This is a genomic window from Chitinophaga sp. RAB17 (assembly GCF_052114225.1).
Classification (GTDB): domain Bacteria; phylum Bacteroidota; class Bacteroidia; order Chitinophagales; family Chitinophagaceae; genus Chitinophaga.
Genome location: NZ_JBFREI010000042.1, coordinates 1 through 806 on the forward strand (window position 1 = coordinate 1; position 806 = coordinate 806).

Here is an 806-nt window from a genome sequence, read left to right on the forward strand (position 1 = left end):
AACGGTACTTTAACAGTTGACCAGGCGGCTCAAACAATCAGCTTCCCAGCCATCTCCGGTAAAACTTATGGTGATGCACCGGTTACGCTCAACGCCAGCAGCAATGCWGGYTTACCGGTAACATATACTGTTACTTCCGGTCCRGCGACTATTAGTGGTAACACCCTCACCATCACCGGTGCAGGCAGTGTAACGGTAACGGCTACACAGGCTGGCAATGGTAACTATACCGCAGCCACACCTGTCAGCATTACTTTCCAGGTAGCTCCGGCTATCCTGGTAGTAAAAGCTGATGATATGTCAAAAGCATATGGCGCCAATAACCCAACCTTTACTTCCACTATCACTGGTTTCGTGAACAGCGAAAATGCCAGTGTAATAACAGGCGTTCCTGCACTAACAACTATTGCCGATAACAGTAGTGTACCGGGTACTTACCCGATCACCGTGGCTATAACAGCAATGAGTGCAGCAAATTATATCTTCACCACTACCGATGGAACGTTAACAGTAGGAAAGGCGGCTCAAACGATCAGCTTCCCGGCTATCTCCGGTAAAACATATGGCGATGCACCGGTTACGCTCAACGCCAGCAGCGATGCAGGTTTACCGGTAACATATACCGTTACCTCAGGTCCGGCTACTATTAATGGTAACACCCTCACCATCACCGGTGCAGGCAGTGTAACGGTAACGGCTACACAGGCTGGCAATGGTAACTATACCGCTGCAACACCTGCCAGCAACACCTTCCAGGTAGCTCCGGCTACACTCACCGTGAAAGCCAATGACGCACAACGGGTATA

At 50.2% G+C, this 806-nt stretch carries 1 protein-coding gene; it reads left to right on the forward strand.

What is annotated here, in order from left to right:
* Nucleotides 1–806, forward strand: an 806-nt coding sequence (locus AB4Z08_RS35765) for an MBG domain-containing protein (protein WP_441578566.1), incomplete at both ends; no start/stop codon positions are given.